Annotated in this window: 17 protein-coding genes; 6 read left to right on the forward strand and 11 right to left on the reverse strand. The window is 31.5% G+C overall.

Features of this window, described 5'->3' with window-relative positions; translation table 11 throughout:
* Position 1: 1 nt before the first annotated feature.
* Positions 2–1,474, reverse strand: a complete 1,473-nt coding sequence (gatB, locus tag EU95_RS00255) for an Asp-tRNA(Asn)/Glu-tRNA(Gln) amidotransferase subunit GatB (protein WP_032523030.1) — start codon at positions 1,472–1,474, stop codon at positions 2–4.
* Positions 1,475–1,552: 78 nt separating this feature from the next.
* Here gatB and thiO point away from each other — a divergent pair, with 78 nt between their 5' ends.
* A complete protein-coding gene (gene thiO, locus EU95_RS00250; RefSeq protein ID WP_032523031.1) occupies positions 1,553–2,662 on the forward strand; it encodes a glycine oxidase ThiO in 1,110 nt (369 codons plus the stop codon).
* A gap of 3 nt (positions 2,663–2,665) precedes the next feature.
* Here the strand turns inward: thiO and ndk are convergent, their stop codons facing one another.
* Positions 2,666–3,124, reverse strand: coding sequence for a nucleoside-diphosphate kinase (gene ndk / locus EU95_RS00245; protein WP_032523032.1), 459 nt, complete (start codon positions 3,122–3,124; stop codon positions 2,666–2,668).
* Positions 3,125–3,246: 122 nt separating this feature from the next.
* On the opposite strand from ndk, the gene speA reads away from it, so the two are divergent.
* Positions 3,247–5,193 carry a biosynthetic arginine decarboxylase gene (gene speA / locus EU95_RS00240; RefSeq protein WP_032523033.1) on the forward strand — a complete coding sequence of 649 codons (1,947 nt, stop codon included), beginning with the start codon at positions 3,247–3,249 and terminating at the stop codon, positions 5,191–5,193.
* Here the strand turns inward: speA and alaS are convergent.
* Complete coding sequence (gene alaS / locus EU95_RS00235; protein WP_032523034.1) at positions 5,178–7,838, reverse strand: alanine--tRNA ligase; 2,661 nt, start codon at positions 7,836–7,838, stop codon at positions 5,178–5,180. The two genes, speA and alaS, sit on opposite strands and share 16 nt — an antisense overlap.
* A gap of 119 nt (positions 7,839–7,957) precedes the next feature.
* On the opposite strand from alaS, the gene EU95_RS00230 reads away from it, so the two are divergent.
* A complete protein-coding gene (locus EU95_RS00230; protein WP_032523035.1) occupies positions 7,958–9,733 on the forward strand; it encodes a diflavin flavoprotein in 1,776 nt (591 codons plus the stop codon).
* Here the strand turns inward: EU95_RS00230 and EU95_RS0109240 are convergent.
* Positions 9,730–10,446, reverse strand: coding sequence for a hypothetical protein (locus EU95_RS0109240; RefSeq protein WP_052046868.1), 717 nt, complete (start codon positions 10,444–10,446; stop codon positions 9,730–9,732). The two genes, EU95_RS00230 and EU95_RS0109240, sit on opposite strands and share 4 nt — an antisense overlap.
* A gap of 362 nt (positions 10,447–10,808) precedes the next feature.
* On the opposite strand from EU95_RS0109240, the gene EU95_RS00225 reads away from it, so the two are divergent.
* Complete coding sequence (locus tag EU95_RS00225) at positions 10,809–12,611, forward strand: diflavin flavoprotein (protein ID WP_032523037.1); 1,803 nt, start codon at positions 10,809–10,811, stop codon at positions 12,609–12,611.
* 20 nt (positions 12,612–12,631) lie between these two features.
* Positions 12,632–13,156 (forward strand): NAD(P)H-dependent oxidoreductase, encoded by a 525-nt coding sequence (locus EU95_RS00220; RefSeq protein ID WP_032523038.1) that lies wholly within the window; start codon positions 12,632–12,634, stop codon positions 13,154–13,156.
* Between the two features lie 21 nt (positions 13,157–13,177).
* On the opposite strand, the gene mrdA is transcribed toward EU95_RS00220, so the two are convergent.
* The 6 genes from mrdA to cbiD form a co-directional block, all read right to left on the reverse strand.
* Entirely contained in the window at positions 13,178–14,968 is a 1,791-nt protein-coding gene (gene mrdA, locus EU95_RS00215; protein ID WP_072014847.1) for a penicillin-binding protein 2, read from the reverse strand.
* A gap of 11 nt (positions 14,969–14,979) precedes the next feature.
* Entirely contained in the window at positions 14,980–15,123 is a 144-nt protein-coding gene (locus EU95_RS10030) for a hypothetical protein (RefSeq protein ID WP_193742506.1), read from the reverse strand.
* 108 nt (positions 15,124–15,231) lie between these two features.
* Positions 15,232–15,840 (reverse strand): hypothetical protein, encoded by a 609-nt coding sequence (locus EU95_RS00210; RefSeq protein WP_032523039.1) that lies wholly within the window; start codon positions 15,838–15,840, stop codon positions 15,232–15,234.
* 79 nt (positions 15,841–15,919) lie between these two features.
* Complete coding sequence (locus tag EU95_RS0109245) at positions 15,920–16,633, reverse strand: PD-(D/E)XK nuclease family protein (RefSeq protein ID WP_032523040.1); 714 nt, start codon at positions 16,631–16,633, stop codon at positions 15,920–15,922.
* A 214-nt stretch (positions 16,634–16,847) separates the two neighbouring features.
* Positions 16,848–18,434 carry a glutamine-hydrolyzing GMP synthase gene (gene guaA / locus EU95_RS00205; RefSeq protein WP_032523041.1) on the reverse strand — a complete coding sequence of 529 codons (1,587 nt, stop codon included), beginning with the start codon at positions 18,432–18,434 and terminating at the stop codon, positions 16,848–16,850.
* Positions 18,435–18,488: 54 nt separating this feature from the next.
* Complete coding sequence (gene cbiD, locus EU95_RS00200) at positions 18,489–19,601, reverse strand: cobalt-precorrin-5B (C(1))-methyltransferase CbiD (protein ID WP_032523085.1); 1,113 nt, start codon at positions 19,599–19,601, stop codon at positions 18,489–18,491.
* A gap of 87 nt (positions 19,602–19,688) precedes the next feature.
* On the opposite strand from cbiD, the gene EU95_RS00195 reads away from it, so the two are divergent.
* Positions 19,689–20,819, forward strand: a complete 1,131-nt coding sequence (locus tag EU95_RS00195) for a pyridoxal-phosphate-dependent aminotransferase family protein (RefSeq protein WP_032523042.1) — start codon at positions 19,689–19,691, stop codon at positions 20,817–20,819.
* Between the two features lie 7 nt (positions 20,820–20,826).
* On the opposite strand, the gene EU95_RS00190 is transcribed toward EU95_RS00195, so the two are convergent.
* Positions 20,827–21,024, reverse strand: a complete 198-nt coding sequence (locus EU95_RS00190) for a hypothetical protein (RefSeq protein WP_032523043.1) — start codon at positions 21,022–21,024, stop codon at positions 20,827–20,829.
* Positions 21,025–21,066 lie beyond the last annotated feature (42 nt).

A 21,066-nucleotide genomic window follows, 5' to 3' on the forward strand; every position in this document is an offset into this window, starting at 1 on the left:
TTTAGCCATTCAACTTTTCCACAAGAAGTTTATTTGCAAGTTTAGGGTCAGCTTTGCCTTTTGTTCTTTTCATAAGTTGACCAACAAAAAACCCAAGTAATTTGGTTTTACCATTTTTAAATGCTTGTACTTCATTTGGATATTCAGTTATAAGTTCATTAATTATTGGCAAAATACTTGAAGAATCAGATATCATTGCTAACCCTTTTTCTTCGACAAGATTTTTCGGAGAAATATTTTTTTGGACAAGTTCAGGTAAAATTTCTTTTGCAATTTTCCCACTGATAGTTTTATTTGAGATCATGCTAATCATTTCAGCAAGATTTTCAGGACTAAGCTTCAATTCACTAAAACTAAGTTTATTTGATTTTAAATAGCCAACAATATCACTTGTTATCCAATTTGAAGCAAGTTTGGGCTCAGCACCATAAGCTACTGTTTCTTCAAAAAAGTTTGCCATGCTTATTTCATCAGAAATTACCCTTGCATCATATGCGGACAATCCAAATTGACTCACATATTTATTTCTTTTCTTTGAAGGTAATTCAGGTAATTCTTTAAACCATATTTCTTTTTGGGCTTTTGTTATTTCAATCGGTCCTAAGTCAGGATCAGGAAAATATCTATAATCACTGCTTCCTTCTTTTAATCTCATACTTTTTGTTAATTGCTTAGCTTCATCCCAAAGCCTTGTTTCTTGGAAAATTTTTCCTCCATTTTCATAAACTTCTATTTGTCTGGCTATTTCATAATCACAAGCTTTTTGAATTGCAGAAAATGAATTCATATTCTTAATTTCTACTTTGGTACCAAAAGGAGCATTAGGTCCTTTTCTAACTGAAATATTGACATCACATCTTAATGAACCCTCCTGCATATTTCCATCGGATACTCCAAGATATCTAACTGTTCTTCTAATCTCAGAAGCATATTCTGATGCCTCTTTACCTGTCCTTATATCTGGTTTACTTACAATTTCACAAAGTGCTATCCCAGCACGATTGTAATCAACTAAGGAATACTTAGAACCAGCTAATCTGTCGCTACCTGAATGAACTAACTTACCGGCATCTTCTTCCATATGCAGCCTTTCTATTCCAATTTTTTTAACATAAGTTTCTTTGTCCTTTTCTATTATTTCAACCTCTAACCAGCCATTTTCAGCTAGTGGCTCATCAAATTGTGAAATTTGATAATTTTTAGGCAAATCAGGATAAAAATATTGTTTTCTATCAAATTTACAATGTTCTGCGACATTTAAATTTAATGCTAATGAAGTTTTTACAGCATACTCCAGAACAGTCTCATTCAAAACTGGAAGAGTTCCTGGTAACCCACAAACTACAGGATCTATATGCGTATTAGGTGCATCACCAAAAGCTGTTGACGCAGATGTGAATATTTTACTTTTCGTATTAAGCTGTACATGAGTTTCCAAACCAATCACAGCTTCCCAAGATTCCAAATTGTTCATTATCAAAAGTCTCTTCATTAATATTATTGGATATAAATGAAAAGAGGACCAAAACACAAATAAAATATTAATTATTAAATGACACAAGAAACCAAAAATTCAATATTAATTATTGGCGGGGGACTTTTAGGTTTATCTATTGCTTATGAATTTTCTAGAAATAACTTCAAAGTTTTAGTTTTAAGCAAAAACAGAAATGAATCAGCTGGATTTGTTGCTGCTGGAATGTTAGCTACTCATGCCGAAGGGCTCGAAAATGAATTACTAAAATTTGGCCAAGAAAGCCAAAGTCTAATTCCAAAGTGGATAAAAAGTATTGAACAAGATAGCAATATTAAATGCGGTTTAAAAAAATGTGGCATAATAGTTCCTTTTAAAAACAAAGAAGATCTTGAAGAGTTTCCTACTTATGAATATGGAAAATATTTAAATCACGAAGATCTTCAAAAAGAAATTAATGGAATGAATTCTATTTGGAAACATGGTTTACTTTTTGAACAAGATGGTCAAATAGATAATCGAAGAAGACTGATGCGTGCTCTTGAGAGAGCATGCTCCTTGCACGGAGTCGAATTTCAAGAAGGATCAGAAGTAGAGGATTTGACATTAGAAAAAAACAAAATTACAGGTGCAACAGTTTTATGTGCCACTGGGGAACTAAAAAAAATTAAATGCGAAAAAGCAATTATATGCGGCGGTGCTTGGAGTAAAAAAATTTTTAATAAGATTCCAGTCTTTCCTGTAAAGGGACAAATGCTATCAATACAAGGTCCAACAAATTTTTTGAAAAGAGTTATTTTTGGTCCAAAAACTTATTTAGTTCCCCGTGATGATGGACTTATTATCGTTGGAGCGACAGTTGAAAAAGATTCTAAATTTAATCAGGGTAATACTCCTCATGGAATAAAACAACTGCAAGAAGGTATTTGCTCCTTATTACCAGAAGCTATTAATTGGCCACAAATGGAACATTGGTGGGGATTTAGACCTTGCACACCAGACCTAAAACCAATAATAGGAAAGTCAAAAATTGAAAACCTTATTATAGCTACAGGACATTACAGAAATGGAGTTTTGTTTTCTGCAATAACAAGTGATCTTCTCTTGAAAATAGTTGAAAATAAGAGGCTCAAAGATACAGAAAAAATCTTTTTAGAGAAATTTAGTTTAAATAGATTCGATGTTTAAATTTTAATTTTCAGATCGCCATTTAGCATCAGAAGTTTCCCACTCACATAATTCCTTTTCGTTAAACCATAGATCAATTTCAAATTTTGCAGTATCTTCTCCATCAGAACCATGAATAATATTCCTCCCAATATCAATAGCTAAATCACCTCTAATTGTTCCTGGCTCTGCTTCAAGAGGTTTTGTTGCACCTATAATTTTTCTAGCACTCAAAATAACTCCTTCGCCTTCCCACACCATTGCGACAACAGGACCACTTGAAATAAAGTTTACTAAATCACCAAAAAAGGGTCTTTCTTTATGGACGCCATAATGATTTTGAGCAAGATCTTTTGAAGGGATTAATTGCTTTAATCCAACCAATTTAAATCCTTTTTTTTCAAATCTGCCAATAATCTCAGCAACATATCCTCTTTGAACTCCATCTGGTTTAATTGCAATAAAGGTTCTCTCTTGGGTCATTTAGTTAATAATCACTCTATGTATATTCAACTTTTGGGTGGTAACTTGGCAAGTAATCATTAAAATAAAAGATATTGTTTTGAGTTATTTTCAAAAACATCTATTAATCACTTAGACATAAATTGACCAATTTTGAGCCGAAAAAATTAAAGAATATTTGGACTATTGAAGATAGTATTTCGACTTACAACATAGACAAATGGGGGGATAGATATTTTTCTATAAATTCCAAAGGAAATATTTCAGTAACTAAAGATATAAAATCTGAAAATAAGATTGATCTTTACAAACTTGTCAAAGAACTTAAAAGTAGAGAAATAAATTCTCCATTAATCATAAGATTTAACGATATCTTGAAAGATCGAATAAATGCACTACATGATGCTTTTTTAAAAGCTATAAAAACCTACAAATATGAGAATATTTATCAAGGCGTTTTCCCTGTCAAATGTAATCAACAGAAAAATGTACTAGAAAAAATAATAGAGTTTGGGAGCCAATGGAATTTTGGTTTAGAAGTGGGAAGTAAATCAGAACTATTAATTGGCCTTGCACTTCTTGAAAACCAAAGTTCATTATTAATATGCAACGGATATAAAGATAAGAAATATATTGAGATTGCTACTTTGGCCAGAAAACTCGGCAAAAATCCAATAATAGTTATTGAACAACGAGATGAGGTAAAAAGAATTATTCAAGTAGTTCAAGAACTTAACGCGACTCCATTGATAGGAATTAGAGCAAAGTTATCAAGTAAAAGTAGTGGTAGATGGGGCAAATCTATTGGAGATAATTCCAAATTTGGATTATCAATCCCAGAAATTATTTCGACAATAAAAGAACTTAAAGAAGCAAATCTTATAAACGAAATGAAATTGCTCCATTTTCATATAGGAAGTCAAATAAGTGATATTGCTGTTATCAAAGATGCATTACAAGAAGCGAGTCAAATATATGTTGAACTATGCAAACTAGGAGCCCCAATGCAATATATCGACGTTGGAGGAGGATTGGGAATAGATTTTGATGGAACTAAAACCTCCTCCAACACCTCTACTAATTATTCTCTTCAAAATTATGCTAACGATGTAATTGCAACCATTAAAGATTCATGTGAATTAAATAATATCAAGCATCCAACCATAATTTCAGAAAGTGGAAGAGCAATAATTAGTCATTGTTCTGTTTTAATTTTTAATGTCCTAGGAACAAGCCATGTAAATTCTAAAATACAAATTTTTGATAAAAAAGATCAACAATTAATCGTTTCAAATTTACTTGAAACTTTCAATGAATTAAAAAAACTTAAAAATAAAAAAATAAATTTATCTCAAATAATTGAACTATGGAATGATGCAAAAAAGTTTAAAGAAGATTGCTTAGTTGCCTTTAGATTAGGATTTTTAAGTTTAGAAGAACGCGGTTATGCAGAGGAACTGACCTGGGCTTGCGCAAAAGAAATTTCTAATAACTTGAATAATGATGAAATCAATCACCCTGATTTATCTGAAATTACTGAAACTCTTGCATCAACTTATTATGCAAATTTATCTATCTTTAAATCTATTCCCGATAGCTGGGCAATCAATCAGATTTTTCCAATAGTACCAATTCATAGGCACTTAGAAGAACCTTTTTGCAAAGGCAACTTTGCAGATTTAACTTGTGATTCAGATGGGAAACTAAATAATTTTATTGATGATGGGAAGATTAAATCATTACTCAATTTACATAAGCCAGAACTAGATAAAGATTATCTAATTGGAATTTTTATGACTGGAGCCTATCAAGAAGCATTGGGAAACTTGCACAATTTATTTGGAAATACAAATGTTGTTCATATAGATATAAATCAAGATAATACATATAAGGTCAAAAATATTATTAGAGAGGACAGTAAATCTGAAATTTTACAATTATTAGATTACAGTTCAGCTTCTTTGGTTGAATCTATAAGAATTAATACTGAATCTGCAATTGATCAAAAAAAATTAACCATTGAAGAAGCAAGGAAATTAATTGACCAAATCGAAATGAGTCTCAGAAAAAGTAGTTATTTATCTGAATAACTTTCTAATGTTTTTTGCAAATGATTTTTAGCATAATCTAAAGCCTCACTTAACTTATCAATATCTTTAGCACCTGCTTGAGCAAAGTTAGGCTTCCCTCCTCCACCTCCCGAACAAATTCTTGCAATCTCATTTATTAATTTACCGGCATGCAATCCTATTTTTACTGCATCATCACTTAAAGAAACTACAAATAACAACTTTCTGTTTTCTGGATTTGGTATTCCCCCAAGGATCACTATTGCTTTGTCGCCTAAATGAGAAGTTAAATGCAGTGCTGCAGATTGCAAAGAATTTCCATCTAAACCATCAATCTGATTTACTAAAATTGAAAAAGAACTCACTGTTTCTGCTGATGATTGAAGAGAAGAATATTTAAAATATGCAATTTCATCTTTCATTTTTTGAATCTGTTTATTCTTATTTATTAGTTCTGATTGCAGATTATTAACCCTATCAAAAAGTTGTCCTGGATTTGCTTTTAACAAATCACTTAGTTGATTAACCAAAGAATTTCTTTCACTGAAATAGTCGAAAGCTGATTGGCCTGATAATGCTTCTATCCTACGTACGCCAGATGAGATTCCTTCTTCACTAATAATTTTAAAACAACCTAATTCAGATGTAGTTTTAACATGTGTACCACCACATAGTTCCATAGATACACCAGGTACATCTACAACTCTTACCTCATCACCGTATTTCTCTCCAAACATTGCCAATGCGCCCCTCTCTAAAGCTTCACTTTTAGGCATATGTTTGATAACAAGTGAATGATTCTGAATAATCCAAGAATTTATAAGAGACTCAACTTTCCTAATTTGATCTTCTGATACTGGCTGAGAGGCATTAAAATCAAATCTTAATTTATTAAATGCGACCAATGAACCTTTTTGACTAACATTCTTATTAACGACTTCTTTGAGAGCAGATTGTAATAAATGTGTAGCTGTATGATTTGCAGAAGCCCTAGCTCTCTTTGCGGGGTTAACAATAGTTTTAACTATTTGTCCAACAGTAAATATTCCATTTTTCACTATTCCATAGTGCAAGAAGACATTTTTTTTACGAATAACTTTATCAACGATTACTTCTGCATCTATGGTACAAATTATTCCATTGTCTCCAACTTGGCCCCCAGATTCTCCATAAAAAGAAGTTTGATCAAGAACAATTTGAACTCTTTGGCCTTCAAATGCCTTCTTGACTAAATTTGAATCAAGAAAAATACCTTGAATTTTTGCTTCTGAATCTAGGGAAACTTCACCATTAAAAATAGTTTTACTGAATGAATCTATTTCTCGTTCTAATGAACCCTCAAGAGTTAAATCAATATTACTTGAAGCAGCTTTAGCTCTCTCTTTTTGTACATCCATTTCTTTCTTAAAACCTTCTACATCAACGTTGATATTATGTTCTTCGGCAATTTCTTCTGTCAGTTCTAATGGAAAACCATAAGTATCATAGAGTTCAAAAGCTTTAAAACCAGAAATTAATTTCTGTCCTGAAGAAATTATCTCATCTAGCAATTTCTCTCCCCTCTCGAGAGTTTCTCTAAATCTTTCCTCCTCAATTTTTATCTCACTCAATATTAATTCATTATTATTTTTTAAATCTGGATAATTATTTTCCATTAATTTAATCCCTACTCTTGCGATATCTGACAAGAACTCTTTTTTTATGCCTAATAATCTCCCATGACGAACCATTCTTCTGATGAGCCTTCTTAATATATATCCTCTTCCAAGATTGCTTGCTAAAACTCCGTCAGAAATTAAATGTATGACGGCTCTTGTATGATCACCGAGAATTTTGAAAGAGATTTTAGTTCTCTCATCTGAAGAAAAATAATCGATACTTGAAATCTCAGAAGCCTTCTGAATAATCGGAAATATCAAATCAGTTTCGTAGTTATTGCTTTTCTTTTGCAGAATTTGCGCCATTCTCTCGAGACCCATTCCCGTATCAATATTTTTAAATTTTAAATCTGTTAATTTTCCATTAGAGTCACGATTATATTGCATAAATACAAGATTATAAAATTCAATAAAACGATCTCCATCCTCTAAGTCAAAATCGTTCAAACCTTTCTCAGGATTGAAATCATAATAAAGTTCAGAACAAGGACCACATGGGCCAGTTTTTCCTGAGGACCAAAAATTATCCTTTTCACCAAGTTTTACTATTCTATCTGGATGAATACCAATTTCTTCTTTCCAAATTTTCTCCGACTCCTCGTCTTCGTGAAAGACACTTACGATTATATTTGAACTAGAAAGTTGATAAATATTAGTAACTAATTCCCAAGCCCACTGAATTGCTTCTCGTTTAAAGTAATCTCCAAAAGAGAAATTTCCAAGCATTTCAAAAAAAGTATGGTGTCTTGCTGTAACTCCAACATTTTCTATATCATTTGTTCTTATACACTTTTGACTAGAAGTAGCCCTTTTTGATGGTCTCTCTTTTAAACCCAAAAAAACTGGTTTAAAAGGCAGCATTCCAGCAATTGTGAGCATAACCGTGGGATCATCCGGAATTAAAGATGCACTTGGAATAATTTTATGTAGTTTTTCACTGTAAAAATTTAAAAAAGCATTTCTTATCTCATCTCCAGTAATTATTTTTTTAACTAGTTGAGATGTCATTTATCCAGAATGAGAAGAATAAAAATTAAAGAAAAGCGTAATTTCGGTTATTTCGCAAAAATGATCACACGGATCTATATTCTATATAACTAAAGTTATTTTATAAAGCGAATTATCTTATGATAGCCTCTGCCCAGACCAGTAATCCTAAATTGGCACAAATAAATAACAAGTTGACAGTTCAATCTCAATACTTCGCTAATGATTCTTATGCCATTAGATCTCTTGATTGGGATCGTAGCAGATTTGATATTGAATTTGGTTTAAGAAATGGAACTACCTACAATAGTTTTATTATTAAAGGCGAAAAAATAGCAATTATTGATACTAGTCACGCAAAGTTTGAAGAATTATGGTTTGAAGAATTACTGAAAAAAGTCAATCCGCAAGAAGTTGATTATCTAATTACAAGCCATACAGAACCTGATCATTCTGGTTTAATAGGTAATCTTTTAGAATTAAACCAAAATATCACAGTAGTTGGATCAAAATTAGCCCTTAAATTCATTGAAGACCAAATACATATTCCCTTTAAGCGTCTAGAGGTTAAGAGTGGAGAGTTTTTAAATCTCGGAACAAATCCTAATAGTGGTTTAGAACATAACATTGAATTTATAAGTGCACCAAATTTACATTGGCCAGATACTATATTTTCATATGATCACAGCACGCATGTGCTTTATACATGCGATGCATTTGGACTCCATTATTGTTCTGACGAATTTTTTGACACTGATCAAAAAGAAATATACGATGATTTCCGTTTTTATTACGATTGCCTAATGGGTCCAAACGCTAGAAGCGTTCTTCAGGCAATTAAAAGAATAGATAAGCTACCTGAATTAAAAACAATAGCCGTAGGTCATGGTCCTTTGCTTCATAATCAAGTCAATTTTTGGAAAGGAAAATATCTAGAATGGAGTAGTAATAAAAGTAAGGGAAACGAATTTGCAGCAGTTTGCTACATAAGCGATTATGGCTACTGTGATCGACTAAGCCAAGCAATATCTCATGGAATAAGTAAAGCAGATGCTCAAGTCCAATTAATTGATTTAAGATCTTCTGACCCTCAAGAATTGACAGGTTTAATTTCAGAAGCAAAAGCAGTGATTATTCCCACATGGCCAGTTCATTCAGATAATGAATTCAAAGAATCTCTGGGTACTTTGTTTGCGGCATTAAAGCCTAAACAATTTACAGCTGTTTATGATGCATTTGGAGGAAATGATGAGCCAATAGATTCTCTAGCAAGTAAGTTAAGAGAACTGGGACAGAAAGAAGCCTTCTCGCCTCTAAGAGTTAAAAATATTCCAGATCCTATTATTTATCAACAATTCGAGGAAGCTGGAACTGATTTAGGTCAATTGATTAATAAAAAGAAAAATATTGCCTCCATTAAGAGCCTTGATTCTAATTTAGATAAAGCTTTAGGCAGATTAAGTGGAGGATTATATGTAGTAACAGCTAGCCAAGGAGAAGGTTCGACATTCAGACAAAGTGCAATGGTCGCTAGTTGGGTGAGTCAAGCAAGTTTTTCTCCACCAGGTATTACAGTTGCAGTAGCAAAAGATAGAGCTATTGAATCATACATGCAAGTTGGAAAAGGTTTCGTTGTGAATATATTGAGGGAAGACAACTATCAAAAAATGTTTAGACATTTTTTAAAAAGATTTGCTCCTGGTGCTGATAGATTTGCGGACGTAGATGTAATTAGTCACATCGCAGAAGGAGGACCAGTTCTTTCAGACTCACTTGCTTTTTTAGATTGTAAAGTGACTTCAAGACTAGAGACTCCAGATCATTGGATAATTTACGGAATCGTTAAAAACGGTAATGTCTCTGACTTATCATGCAAAACAGCTGTTCATCACAGGAAAGTTGCCAATCACTATTAATTGTTAGCTATTGAAAATTTAAAACTTAAATTTTTTTTACGCTTCATTAGTTCAAGCAAGAGCCCATATATAAAAAAAATAATTCCTGTCATTTCAAGCAATTCTTCGATCCCCGAAATTGCTTCATACCAAAATCCTCGCCGTGATATTTCTCCTGCCGTAACGAGCCAACTATTAAATGCCTCCATCCCTATAGCTCCAGTGACATAAATGACACCTGATGCAAGTGAAATTTGGAACATTCTCCTTCCTTGAGAAATAAAGAAGGGGAAAAACTTGATTGCAAAATATGCTGCGATCGCTCCATAAGGCAAAACCCATATAGAAGCAAGAGACGGGTGCACATATTGCCTTAACTCTGGAATTACAAATAATTCATGTATTTGGAAAATCTCGTCGATTGTAAGAAATAAAAATATCCTACTTAAAATTATCCAGTTTTGTCTTTTCACTTTTCCGCTCAATTCACCTAGTTTATTAAGTAAAAATGAAGCCATACCTAATAGCATGCCGCTGTAAAAAGCAGTTAGATTAAACTCTTCATCTAGATTGATGGCATCGAAGAAATCTTGGTAAAAATTTTCTCTAACTTCTGCAAAATTAATTAATGCTTCGCTTATACAGTGTAAAACAAAGAAAGTCAAAGCTACTCTGAATAATAGAATACATATTTGATATGGACTGAAAGTACCAAGTTTAAATTCTTTTTCCAATTATTTTAAAATGTTTTAGTTAGTGTAACTGTAACGGCAAAAATCGAAGAAGCTTATATTTATTATCTTTAATATAAAAGTAATTAAAAATTTACCATTTTATCTGTCCACTTAATAGCAAAAGATGATATGGAAAAAGCATTCAATCTGGAGTAGACAAAATCAAGAATCAACTTCATCCATTGCAAACGCCACAAGGAATATAACCGTATTAGTTCTTAAGTAGGTATAATCAACTCAAAAATAGGTTTTCCTAGGAATTACATGCTCGGGTCGATTTGTAAATTTGAGTTTAGAATCTCCTCATCCATAATGATCGGCTATTAAGTTTCAAATCATTACTAGAAAACAAAACTTTGAAAATGTCAGAAATTAATACAAACTTAATCTCAAAAAATCAAAATTTTTCAAAATTTGAAATTACTAAAAATTTTACTTGTATACGATTTATAGATCAAAATAAAGAAAGATTTGAACTTGAGTTTAGTCTCGAAAAAGGAACCTCCTTCAACACCTTTTTAATTAAAAGTAAAGAGAAACTTTTTATTATTCACCCACCGGAAAAAAAATATTTAAATGCATTTATTGATATAATTTCCGATTTCTTTAATCAATTTAAATTTCATAAAATAAACATCATCACTGGTCATATTAATCCACAAATCATAGAAACTATAAAAAATACTAGTACACACTTTCAAAACTTAACTATTACTTGCTCTAATCCTGGCTTTAAACTTATTAGCGAACTTTGGAATCAAAGAAATCCTAACTTAAAAGACTTCGTTGAAATTCAATTACCCAAAATAAACTTAGTCAAAAAAGAACTTAATTTAGAATTAGATAATATTTCACTAGAGTTAATTCCTATTCCAACAGCGCGTTGGCCTGGAGGCCTAATAATTTATGAACGCAATCAAGAAATACTTTTAAGTGAAAAAATATTCTCTGCGCACATTGCATCAAAATATTGGTCTGAGACAAATCGAATAAGTACAGAAATTGATAGAAAGCACTTTTATGATTGTCTGATGGCACCAATGTCTAATCAGGTGGTATCAATAACTGAAAAACTTGCAGATTATGACATTAAAACTATTGCACCATTGCACGGTCCAGCCATTGAATATAGCTTAAAAAGCTTTTTAAATGACTACATTAGATGGGGTGAAAATCTGTCAACAAATAATCCTAAAATCGCTCTTATTTACGCGAGTGCATATGGTAATACAGCCTCCATAGGTGATGCTTTAGCCAAAGGAATAAATAGAACTTCTGTTGAAGTAGAAAGTATTAATTGCGAATTTACATCAAATGATGTTCTTATAAAATCCATCCAAAATGCTGATGGATATTTAATAGGATCTCCGACACTTGGAGGTCACGCCCCAACGCCTATTGTAAGTGCACTAGGGACATTGTTATCAGAAGGGAATAGAGATAAACCAGTCGGAATTTTCGGTAGTTTTGGTTGGAGTGGCGAAGCGATAGATTTACTTGAATCGAAATTAAAAGACGGAGGTTTTCAGTTTAGTTTTGACCCTATAAGAATTAAATTTAGTCCGAATAAACCAAAAATTAAAGAACTAGAAGAAATAGGGACTCACTTTGGGAGAAAAATTTTAAAGAAAGCTAAGAAAAAAATCCGAAAATCAGATACTGGAATGATTACAAGTAAAACGGATCCAAAGTTACAAGCTCTTGGAAGGGTAATTGGCTCACTTTGTGTTCTAACTGCCTCTAAAGGAAAAGATGAGAATAATATCAAAGGAGCTATGCTTGCATCCTGGGTTAGTCAGGCAAGTTTTTCCCCACCGGGATTAAGTATTGCAGTAGCAAAAGATAGATCAGTAGAGTCTCTACTTCAAATTGGAGATTCATTTGCCTTAAATATTTTAAGTGAAAAAGATTTTAAAGAACCTTTGAAAAGATTCACAAAACCTTTTTCGCCAGGTGAAGATAGATTCGAAGGTTTAAATATTGAATTAACTCCTAATAAACAAATAATAATTCCTAACTCTTTAGCGTGGTTGGATGCTTCTGTTAAAGAAAGAATGGAATGTGGAGATCATTGGGTAATATACGCTGAAGTGCTACACGGTAATATACTAAAGTCTGATTGTCTAACAGCAGTACATCACCGTAAAACTGGTGCTAACTATTAAAATTATTTATTATCGTATTTATGACTGAATCAAAGGGCCTAATAATTATTTCAGCTAGTTGTGGGAAAAATCTTGAACTTTCTGAGAAATTCCTTGAAAAAAGTAATGAACTTAAAATTAGTTCTGAAATTTTAGATCTTACCACTCTTGACATTCCATTATTTAATCCAAGAATTCACAGCAAAGAAAATATTCCAAATGAAATAGAAGAATTAAAAAAAAAGCTTTTTAAGATTGAAAGGTGGGTGATTTGTGCGCCTGAATATAATGGATCAATACCTCCTATTCTCTCCAACTTCATCGCATGGCTTTCTATTTCTGGAGATGACTTTAGGAATTTATTTAATGGTCAACCGATTGCAATAGCAACATTTTCAGGTGGCATAGGGTTAGAACTGCTGACCTCATTACGCATTCAATTAGTGCATTTAGGAAGTCAAGTATTAGGGAGACAACTTTTGTCCTCATATAGTAAACCTATAGATACAAAAACAATCGAAGATATTATTCAAAGACTTTTACAAATGAAAAAATTAAAAACATAAACTTTAAAACAAAAATTTTTATTAATTCTTTTCATTCCAAACTTTTAAAATTTGTTTAGCCATAGGAAGAGCATGTACCGAACCCCCACCAGGAGTATTTTGTGCAAATGCTACTACAAGCAACTCACTCTTTTCCGAAGGAGCAAAGCAAACAAACCAAGCATGATCTAAGCCACCTTCACCATCTTCAGCAGTTCCTGTCTTACCTGACACTGGAGGTAAGTTTGAAACCCCATAATTAATTGATACTCCTGTTCCAGACTCTACTACTTTCCTGAGACCACTTTTTATCAATTGAATATTTTGTGGATCAATATCAATTGGAATACGTTTTTTATCTAAAAGACTTTCTACATTTTTTTTAGTCAAATGAGGAGTAACTAGATAACCTCCATTAGCAATTGCTGCATAGGCTCTAGCTATTTGAATTGGAGTTACTTGAACAACAAATTGACCAATAGACATACTTGCAATATCTTCTGGAACCCAAGGGGTTCTTCCTGGTTGCCCCCATCCTCTACCTTCTTTTGCCCATTCACTACTGGCTACTAATCCTATATTTTCCTGTTCAGAAATTTCGATCCCAGATAAAGAATTAAAACCAAGCTTTCGGGAGACCTTATGAATTTCATCAACTCCTACTCCGTAACCTACTTGATAAAAAAATGTATTACTAGACACTCTTAAAGCATCTTCATAACCTATTACCCCAAAGCCTAAATCATTGTGCTCTCTAAAACATTGATTCCCATAAGTTATACATGGTTTGGTATCTAACATGGTATCTCTAGGAAATTTTCCACTTTCCAAGCCCGCTAAAGCAGTTACAATTTTCCAAACACTTCCTGGATCATAAGCATTTAAAGCTCTATTAAAGAGGGGTTTTTCAGGAGAGTTAAATATATTATTATATTCTTTTTCAGGCTTAAAATCCTGTGAAAAAAAATTCAAATCAAAATTAGGCCTACTTACCATTGCTCTTATTGCACCATCTCTTGGATCCATCACTATTATTGCTCCAGCTTTTTTGTCTTTAAGAGCTTCCTCAGCAACCAATTGCAGATTAAGGTCTAGTGTTAGTTGAATATCATTACCTTGTACTGGAGGTCTGATACCCAATGATCTTTGAAATTTACCTAATGAATTCACTTCAACCATTTCTCCGCCCCATTCACCTCTTATAAAATCTTCGTAAACAGCTTCAATTCCTGTTCTTCCTATTAAGTCATTTAATTTATAACCCTTCTTAGATAAGAATTTATATTCTGATTCAGTAATTGGCTGAGTATAACCAATTACATGAGCAGCAAGGGATTTATGAGGATAAGACCTAATTAATTTAGTTGCTATTTCAAAACTAATTAAATTAGCTTCATTTTCCTTGAACTTTATTAATTGATCTACATTTAAATCATCAAGAATAATTACTGAAAGTTTTTGATTTTTTAGACCATCAGAATATTTTTTTTGAATTAAATTTTTATCAATATTTAACAAGTTAGAAATAGTTGATTTATGTTTTTCCCAATTGCTTTTATTAACAGATTGAGGCTTTATTATTACAGAATATTTAACTCTACTATCTGCTAAAACATAACCATTTTTATCTAATATTCTTCCTCGTATTGGTTGTGAAGCAATCAGTCTGATCCTATTCTCATCTGACATCTCCTTAAAAGATTCATAATTTAAAAGTTGTATAAAAATTAACCTAAATAGAATCAATAAAAATGAAATAGAAGAAAAAATAAGTAAGACTAAAGGTTGTCTCTTCAATGAAATAGGTTTTTTATTAGGACTGATTTTGGTCAAAAAAATAAAATTTATTTAAAAATTGTTTTTTCCAATAAAGCAATGGTTGATTTTATCTCTTTTAGTCTAGTTATTAAATCTTCATAATCACCTTCTTCATTGTTCAGATTAAGGTCATCATTTTCAATATTATTTGAATTCAAATTATCACTCATAAAACTTATAATTTTTTAAGCAATTGTTCAATTTAATGTAATCTTAAATAAGAAATATATTTTTTCAAAATTATATTAACTTAGATACTGAAAAAATATCAAAAAAAATTAATTTAATATATCTATATTTTGTTCAAAATAAGGATTACAACTATTCTTTGATATCCCTAAAGACCATCCAATAAATGAAGAAATAAATATTGTGACGATTAACGGCAAAATGGCTTGTTGAGTATTTTCAAGGCTAAACCATTCCCTCCAGCTACTAAAAAATCTTTCTCTTTGAAATTTTCTTTTTTCATTTTTTAATAATCTTGCTTTTTTAGCAAAAGATTTTGTTACCCACTTTTCGAAAGGAATCTTTTTTATAATCGCCATTTTTCTCTCCACTTCTAATAACTGTCCGGCACTAAGAAAAGGGTGAAATGTACTTATCAATTCAAGAGTTTTTAAAAACATCTCAACTGTTGCATCTTTTATAAGCTTTTGTTCATGACTTAAATCAGCCCAATCTATTTCCGGATAAAAACGGTTCCTATTTGGTGAAATTTGATCCTCTGACATTTGACCAGGTTCTCTGAGCCATCTATTAGTATTTTCATCAAATCTCCGCCAATATAAAAAAGGATTAATAAAAATTGTCTTGCCAGATACTTTGACTACATCTTGTTGAAGATGATTAGTTATCTTTCCTTCAAAATTTTTCGATTTTATCAAAAGTCTAAATTAATAATCTAATTAAAGATTATCTTTTATTCAATATTTTTCCAGAAATATGAGAATTATCCTATGAATATTAAGTTATCGATAACTGCCAACGCTTCTTTAAATAATTACAGTATTCACAATTTAAAGATGGTTTTGGAAAAACATCCGAACGTAATAAATTGACCGCATCGATTATCTTATTTTCTACCCATGAAGTAGAACAATCTAATTTAATAAGATGTGCATCAAATTTTAATTGGTTATTAAATAACTCTTCATTTTTTTTTCCATTGAAATATAAAAGATAAGCTTCTTTAGCTACTTGAAAACCATTTTTTCTAAATAACCACTGATACATTTCCAATTGTCTCTTATAAGCTTTTGCATATTCATATTTATTAAAAGTCTCAGACCAATCAAAATTATTTCTAGAAGTTGCTTTTACATCAATAATAATAAGATCACCATTTTTTTTCTGCCAAATATCATCCACAGCTCCACCAAAATCATAGTTGTATTCAATTGACGTATATCTTATTCCTTGAAAATTACTTCTCCAACGTTCTAAATCTTTGTGTTTAAAAGGCACAGCATCAATACCATATTTAATAAAGAGAGGATGCGGCTCCTGAATTTTCCTGTAATAATCAAATTCATTTTTACACAAATTATCTACAGCGATATTTAGAGTAAAAGGTAATGATGGTGGTTTTATTTTATATTTTTGATCAAGTACACAACATCTTGGACAACTAAGATATTTCTCAACAGTCGATCTACTTAATTTTATAATTTTGCTCATTACAATTAATACCTCATTTAAAAATATTTCTTAAATAAAATAAAAAGATTAAATTTTTTGGAAAATTTGTTAACTTACTCCCATTCAATGGCCCCTCCCAATTTTGACGCTTCACAGTCATTGATATCATTGACTTCTTTGAAGTGATAAATCCTGTGACAAACCCGTGACAAACCTATTAGTTCCATTTTTGATAAAAAAAGGCAATTTTCCGTCACTCCCACTCAATAGTTCCAGGAGGTTTACTTGTAATATCATAAACAACTCTATTGACTGAAATTACTTCGTTTACGATTCTATTTGCAATCCTCTCCAAAATCTGAAAAGGAATTTTTGACCAATCGGCTGTCATACCATCTTCACTAGATACACAACGTAAAACTATTGGCCATGCATATGTCCGTTTATCACCCATAACTCCTACAGTTTTTACAGGTAACAATACTGCGAAAGCTTGCCAAATTTCATTGTAAAGACCTGCTTTTTTAATTTCGTCTCGTACTATCCAGTCTGCATCTCTTAAACAATCAAGTTTTTCATTATTCACCTCTCCTAAAATTCTTATAGCTAATCCTGGCCCTGGGAATGGATGCCTTTTTATAATTTCATCCGGCAAACCTAAAGCACCACCGACCTTTCGGACTTCATCCTTAAAAAGCTTTCTTAATGGCTCAACTAATTTAAATTGTAAATCTTTTGGCAATCCACCCACATTATGATGACTTTTTATTTTTACAGCTATTCTTTCACCAGTTTTAGGATCGATATTAGTCCCAGCACTTTCAATCACATCAGGATAGAGGGTACCTTGAGCTAAATACTGAAAAGGTCCCAATCTATTGCTTTCTTCTTCAAATACTCTAATAAATTCTTCACCAATAATTTTCCTTTTTTGTTCTGGATCAGTAATCCCTTTTAATTTGGAAATAAACCTTTCCCTTGCATTAATATATTCAACTTTTATGTGAAATTTCTTATCAAAAAAATTCATTAAAAATTCTGGTTCACCTTTTCTCATAAAACCTTGGTCTATAAACATGCATGTGAGCTGATTTCCAATTGCTTTATTGAGAAGAAAAGCAAGAGTTGAGGAATCAACTCCTCCTGACAAGGCAAGCAAAACTTTTTTATTGCCAACTTGTTCTCTTATCCTGGGAATAGTTTCATCTATATAGGTTTCCGTTGTCCAATCAGCGGCACAACAAGAAATTTTATGGACGAAATTTTTAATTACCGTCATCCCGTACTCTGAATGGATAACTTCAGGATGAAATTGCACGCCAAATAATTTCTTTAAATCATTTGAAATTGCTGCATGGAGTGTATTCTCTGTATGAGCAATTTTATTAAATCCATCAGGCAAAAAATTAATAGAATCGCCATGACTCATCCACATTATAGATTTATCTTCTACATCAAAAAATAGGTCAGATTCTTTGTCTATATTTATTGGTGCTCTACCATATTCAGCTTTTTTAGTTGCTGAAATAACAGATCCTCCAAGTTCTTTGACCATTAATTGCATTCCATAGCATATGCCAAGAATAGGAATTCCTAAATTAAAAATTTTTTTATCACATTTAGGGGCATTTTGCTCATATACAGAATTTGGGCCTCCACTCAAAATGATCCCCTTAGGATTAATATTATTAATTTCCTCAATTGAAATGCAATTACTTACTACAAGAGAAAAAACATTAGTTTCTCTAATTCTCCTTGCAATCAATTCAGAATATTGAGATCCAAAATCTAAAATTAATATTGAAGGATCTCGTTCTTTTTTTAAAGATGTTTGACTCATGTATAAAAGTTAACTCAATTTATTTACAAAAGCATAATGAATCATAAATTAATCTCATTGAAAATAAGAAATATACTTATTACCATAACTTCCAGCCCATCTTATTTTCCTTTTTCTATCAAAAATGATTGATGCGATTTCCATATCAGTTTTTACATACCTATTTACATAATTAAAAGAACGTTTTTCGATCGTATTTGATAAATTCTTGAATAGTTTATCAGCTGTAAATTTATTAAATCCTTCAAGAAGTAGCAATGCATTTTCAAGATTATCTAACTTAGATAATTTAACTATTATTTCAGATGGAACTCTTTCTTGAACAGCTAAATAAACAAGAATCTCAATTCTTCCGTCAGCCAAATGATTATGTGTATGAAAAATACCTCCTGCTAATTTAATTAGTTTCCCATGATATCCAAAAAGAATTACAGTTTTAACTTTTTTTATTGCAGCATCAACTAATAATGGTCCTATCCAATTTCCAACTTTGATAATTGGCAAATTTATATTATGAGTTTTAGCCAAATTTAACCCATTTTCGCCAATAACAAAAACAACTTCTCCTTTAAAATCATTTTGAATTAACTTTGCTAGTTTATTTCTAGCCTCTTCTAATTGATCAGGCGAAGCACTCGAATAAGTATCAGCAGAAGTACCAATAATAGATAATCCATCAACAATACCAAATGACTTATTACTAGTTCTCTCAGCTAAAAACACCCCATTTGGGAAAATAATTTCTAATTTCAAATTAAAGCCCTCAGGAATAATATCCAATAAATTTTCATATATAACTTCTTTTGCAAAATTAGAAATGCATATCTCTGATGTATCTTCTTTTATACCTACACCATATCCAGCAATAATATTTATTGGATTTTTTGAAACAGGATTATCAAAAGAAATTTTTTCTAAAGAGGCTATTGTCCATATTTCTAAGTTTTGCGTAATATCAAGATCTAACCCAGACTTTGCAAAGGTAATCCCTAATGCATGCGAGTCATCTTTAAATAAACCAACAGAATGAATCTCGATTTTAATTTCTTTTTTTTCGTTATGAATTTTTATTAGTTCATAATTCTCAAATGGTAACCCTACTAGTTTTTTTAATGCTGACCTAGCAGCTCCAGCAACCCACAAAGGTAAAGAAAATCCTTTTTTCAAATCAAGTAATTGAAAAATATACAATGAGAACTAATCTAAGAATGACCTATTTACTAAAAAGTGGCCATACAACAAAAATTATCATTGATGATTCCTGGACCTACACCAGTTCCAGAAAAAGTTTTACAAGCATTAGGTAGACATCCAATAGGTCATCGCACTAAAGAATTTCAAGAACTCGTTGAGAGTACTACTAAGAATTTACAATGGCTTCATCAAACTCAAAATGATGTTCTAACAATTACTGGAAGTGGTACTGCTGCAATGGAAGCTGGAATAGTCAGTACTTTAAGTAGAGGTGATAAAGTCATTTGTGGAGAAAATGGAAAATTTGGTGAAAGATGGGTAAAAGTTGCTAAGGAATTTGGATTAGAAGTAATAGAAATTCATTCCGAATGGGGTACTCCACTCAATCCAGAAGAATTCAAAAAAATATTAGAAGAAGATAAAAAAAAAGAAATTAAAGCAGTTATTTTAACTCACTCTGAAACCTCAACAGGTGTAATTAATGATCTAAAAACTATAAGCTCATATATTCGTAAGCACAACATAGCATTATCTATTATTGACTGCGTAACAAGTCTTGGAGCTTGCAATGTTCCAGTAGATGAATGGCAATTAGATATTGTTGCTTCAGGATCACAAAAAGGATATATGATCCCGCCAGGCCTTAGTTTTATAGCAATTAGCCAAAAAGCATGGAAAGCCGCAGAAAAATCTAATTTACCTAAATTTTATTTAAATTTAAAATCATACAAAAAAAGTCTTTTAAGTAATAGTAATCCATATACTCCAGCAGTGAATTTAGTTTTTGCTTTGGATGAAGCTTTAAAAATGATGCGAGAAGAAGGACTAGAAAATATTTTCCTCAGACATAATAAACATAAGTTAGCCATGAGCCAAGCTGTAAAAGCTTTAAATCTAAAATTATTTGCTGATGAAAAATTTTTAAGTCCTTCAATTACTGCAATTAATACTGAGACAATGGATGCTGAAGAATTTAGAAAAACAATAAAAAATAATTTTGATATCCTGCTTGCAGGTGGTCAAGATCACTTAAAAGGAAAGATATTTAGAGTCGGACATTTAGGATATGTTAACGATAGAGATATCATTACAGTGATTTCTGCTATTAGTAAAACACTTCTTGATTTAGGGAAAATAACAACTAAAGAGGCTGGAGAAGCTTTGTTAGTGGCATCAAAAAATCTTAAATAAAATTCAATTAAGTTCCTGGCTCTTCAATATTTCCACCTAATTCTACAATTTTCTTTCTAAGAATGATTGATTTTTTTTCATCTCCTCTTGTTTGAGCTATTGCTAAAGCAAACTCTAATTTTTCGAGTTGGTGTCCACCCTCAAAAAAAGATAATTTTTTCTTTATACGATTTTTATTAGCTTTGTATGAAATTTGTGAAGACATAAGAATTCATCTTTTATTAACATTATGCCAATAAAAGTAGAC

The sequence above is a fragment of the Prochlorococcus marinus str. MIT 9201 genome (assembly GCF_000759955.1).
Taxonomy (GTDB): Bacteria; Cyanobacteriota; Cyanobacteriia; order PCC-6307; family Cyanobiaceae; genus Prochlorococcus_A; species Prochlorococcus_A marinus_G.